1 pseudogene is annotated in these 203 nt (G+C 35.5%); it reads left to right on the forward strand.

The features are described from left to right. Window positions 1-2 precede the first annotated feature (2 nt). Window positions 3-203, forward strand: a pseudogene (locus IDG45_RS14205) (IS6 family transposase); the annotation flags it as partial.

Raw genomic sequence — 203 nt, forward strand, 5'->3', positions numbered from 1 at the left:
TTATCACTGTAGCCGTTGGCTACTATCTAAGATATACATTGAGTTATCGTGATATATCTGAAATATTAAGGGAACGTGGTGTAAACGTTCATCATTCAACGGTCTACCGTTGGGTTCAAGAATATGCCCCAATTTTGTATCAAATTTGGAAGAAAAAGCATAAAAAAGCTTATTACAAATGGCGTATTGATGAGACGTACATC

This window comes from Staphylococcus sp. EG-SA-10 (genome assembly GCF_017151945.1).
In the GTDB taxonomy this organism is placed as follows: domain Bacteria; phylum Bacillota; class Bacilli; order Staphylococcales; family Staphylococcaceae; genus Staphylococcus; species Staphylococcus aureus.